The organism is Candidatus Palauibacter scopulicola, from assembly GCF_947581915.1.
GTDB classification, from domain to species: Bacteria; Gemmatimonadota; Gemmatimonadetes; order Palauibacterales; family Palauibacteraceae; genus Palauibacter; species Palauibacter scopulicola.
The window spans coordinates 1-2,880 of record NZ_CANPWG010000011.1 but is presented as its reverse complement, the minus strand read 5'-3'; the positions used below and the strand labels follow the sequence as shown (position 1 = coordinate 2,880).

General features: G+C 70.2%; 2 protein-coding genes and 1 pseudogene. All 3 read left to right on the top strand.

Annotated features, from left to right (window positions below; all coding sequences use genetic code 11):
• Positions 1 to 181 precede the first annotated feature (181 nt).
• The gene (locus RN743_RS02320) at positions 182 to 853 is read left to right on the top strand and encodes a VirB8/TrbF family protein (RefSeq protein ID WP_310775847.1); all 672 of its coding nucleotides are present in this window, start codon (positions 182 to 184) and stop codon (positions 851 to 853) included.
• Positions 850 to 1,782, top strand: coding sequence for a hypothetical protein (locus RN743_RS02315; protein ID WP_310775845.1), 933 nt, complete (start codon positions 850 to 852; stop codon positions 1,780 to 1,782). The genes RN743_RS02320 and RN743_RS02315 overlap by 4 nt, the downstream gene beginning before the upstream one ends.
• 295 nt (positions 1,783 to 2,077) lie before the next feature.
• Positions 2,078 to 2,880 (top strand): annotated as a pseudogene (locus RN743_RS02310) (hypothetical protein); the annotation flags it as partial.

The following is a 2,880-nucleotide window of genomic DNA, read 5'->3' as shown; positions in this document are numbered from 1 at the left end:
TCGTCCTCATGCCGCTCGTCGTCTCCGGCCTCATGGCCGGGCTCAAGGTCGGCGAGCTCGCCTCGATGCTCGTCTCCGGCTCCGGCTCCGCCGGGTCCGGGTTCGTCGCGCTCGTCATGCAGGGAGCAAGCAAGGCCGCCGCTCCCGCCAAGCCCCCCGTCTGAGTCCCAAGGAGACACCGATGATGAAACGAGACCGTGACGCGGGCCGCGAATACGCCGAGATCTGGGGCGAGGCCGTGCAGGCGAACCGGAAGCTCCGGACGATCCTGATTTTCCTGTCGGCGAGCATCGTGCTTGGCGTCTTCGTGCTGCTTCGGATCGCGGGCACCGAGCCGCCCAAGCCCATCGTCGTGCGGGTGGACGAGGTGGGCCGGGCCGAGGCGCTGGCCTACGAGGCGGCGACGGCGCAGGCCGACCCGCTCGATCCGACGACGAAGTACTTCCTCAACCGGTTCGTCCACGACTTCCACTCCCGCCGCCGCGCGACGGCGCAGGAGCAATGGACGCGGAGCCTCCGGTTCCTCTCGACGGATCTGGCGAACGCCGCGTTCCAAAGGGACGGTGCGGAGGTCGCGAGCGTGGCGGCGGGTACCGCCGACACCGAAACCGAAGTCGAGCAGGTCGTGCTCCGCATCCACCCCGCGCCCGAGCCGCCGCACGGCGCGACGGCGGACTTCGACCTCGTGCATCTGAGGGGCGAACAGGAGCTGCGCCGCGAGCGCTGGTCGCTCACGCTCCGGTTCGAGTTCCTCGACAGCATTTCGAACGAACTCGTCGTTCACAACCCGATGGGGCTCCTCGTCACCTACATGCGGGCCGACCGGGCGCTCGTGACGGGAGACGAGCGATGATCGCCCATCTCAAGGGGCGCGAGAAGGCACTCGAAGGGTTCGGGTGGACGGGCCGCAAAGCCGAGTGGATCGCGCTGGTCTGCCTCCACAGCGGCGTGTTCACCCGCGCGCAGTGGGCGCGGTTCATGGACGCGCATCCGGAACAGGTCCGGCGCGGCGTCCACGGGCTGATCGCCGAGCGCGTCGCGAGCGAGGAGACGGAGCCCGGCGTCGCCGGCATGGGCCGGGTCGGCCGCATCTTCGCCCGTCCCGTGTACCGGGCGCTCGGAGCCGAGCACATCCGCCACCGCCGCGGCGCTTCGACCGAAGTGCTTCTGCGCCGCCTGCTCTCGCTCGACTACGTGATCGAGCACACCGACCTGCCCTGGCTCCCCACGGAACAGGAGAAGGTGTCCGCGTTCGAGGCGCTCGGCATCGAGCGCTCGCTCCTGCCCGTGCGCGTGTACCGGGGAGCCGCCCGTACCACCCGGCGCTACTTCCCCGTGAAGCTGCCGGTCGCGCTCGACTCCGCACGCGCCCTGTTCGTCTACGCAGACCCCGGCCACGACACCTCGACGGCGCTCCGCTCGTGGGGCAGCGCACACCGCGGGCTCTGGCGCGCGCTCCGAGGACTTGGCCGCTCGGTCGAGGTCGTGGCCGTGGCGCGCACTGCACGGGAGCTCGAACGGGCGCGGCGGGTGACGCGTGGATGGTCCGAGCCCGGTGGTCCCGGCGAGTCCGAAGTTGGTGCGGCCGAGGAACTCGCCCGGATCGAGCGGGCGATCCTCAAGGGCGCGGTCCACATCCTTGAGGAGTTCGGCGGCCTCCAGGCCGCCCTGAAGCGCAGCGTCGCGCTGGAGGAGCAGGCGCGGCGCCGGGGCGGGCGCGGATCAATCGACCGCGGGGCCGCATGGCGCACCGAGCGCCTCGCAAGGGTCCGCTACCGGTGACCGGAGCGCGTCCTATGCCGAACCGCGGCGTGAAAACGACGCGGGGGGTCGTTTCACGAATCCGGCCCCCGGCGATTCACATGCGGCCTTCCGTCCATCCGCTTGCGCGGTGGCGTCTTGCGGCACCGCGGCCCGCCGGCCCGACGCCGGACGGGCCACGGGGGCCGTGGCTGGAGCGACCCGCCTCGCCAAGGGCTCGGTGCGGCGTAGGGCCGAGTGTGTTTTCACACTTCGGCCCCCCGCCTCTACGGGTCGCTCCAGTGCCAGAGATCCCTCCGGGAAGGGTGTCCGGCCGATGAAGCTGTGGACGCTCGTCCTCATCGGGGCGGCCTTGGCCGCGACCGCCGCGCGCGCGCTTCTCGCGCCGTTTCCGCCCATCGGCGGCAACCCGTACCTGGACCTGATCGCCCAAAACGATCCGGGCATCCACGCGGCAATCCGCGCATGGTATTACCTCGCGCCCGCCGCGGCGGTCTTTCTGGTCGGCAGCGTGATGCGCTCGGTCTCGCGGGTCTGGCTGGAGCCGCTCGCCATGCGCCGGAACCGGGGCAGGCTGCCCGTCTGGCCCAACTCGCCCAAGGACGACGCGCCGTCGCTCGTCTTCGGCGAACTGCACCACCCCACCGTTGCCCGGGAGAGCGACCAACCCTCCTGGCTCGTCGTCCCCGAGAAGGGACTCTACACCGGCGTGCTCGTCGTCGGGGCCGTCGGCACGGGCAAGACGACGGCCTGCATGTACCCGTTCGCCCGCCAGCTGCTCTCCTGGCAGGCCGACGATGGGGACCGCCGCGCGGGCGCGCTCGTGCTGGAGGTGAAAGGGGATTTCTGCCACCAGGTCCGGAGCATCCTGAGCGAGGCCGGGCGCGAGGACGACTACCTCGAAATCGGGCTTGGTGGAGCTTGGCAGTGGAACCCGCTCGACGATCCGCTGCTCGACTCCTACTCGATGGCGTACAGCGTCGCGTCGCTCATCAACCAGCTCTTCGGCAAGTCCAGAGAACCGTTCTGGCAGCAGGCGTACACGAACCTTGTTCGCTGGATCGGCATTCGGTATCCGGCTCGTACCTTACGCTTATCATTGAACTTACGAGATTGGAC

Excerpts from the sequence above, each read along its gene's own strand:
- RN743_RS02320 (WP_310775847.1), top strand. The coding sequence starts at position 182 with ATGATGAAACGAGACCGTGACGCGGGCCGCGAATACGCCGAGATCTGG.
- RN743_RS02315 (WP_310775845.1), top strand. The coding sequence starts at position 850 with ATGATCGCCCATCTCAAGGGGCGCGAGAAGGCACTCGAAGGGTTCGGG.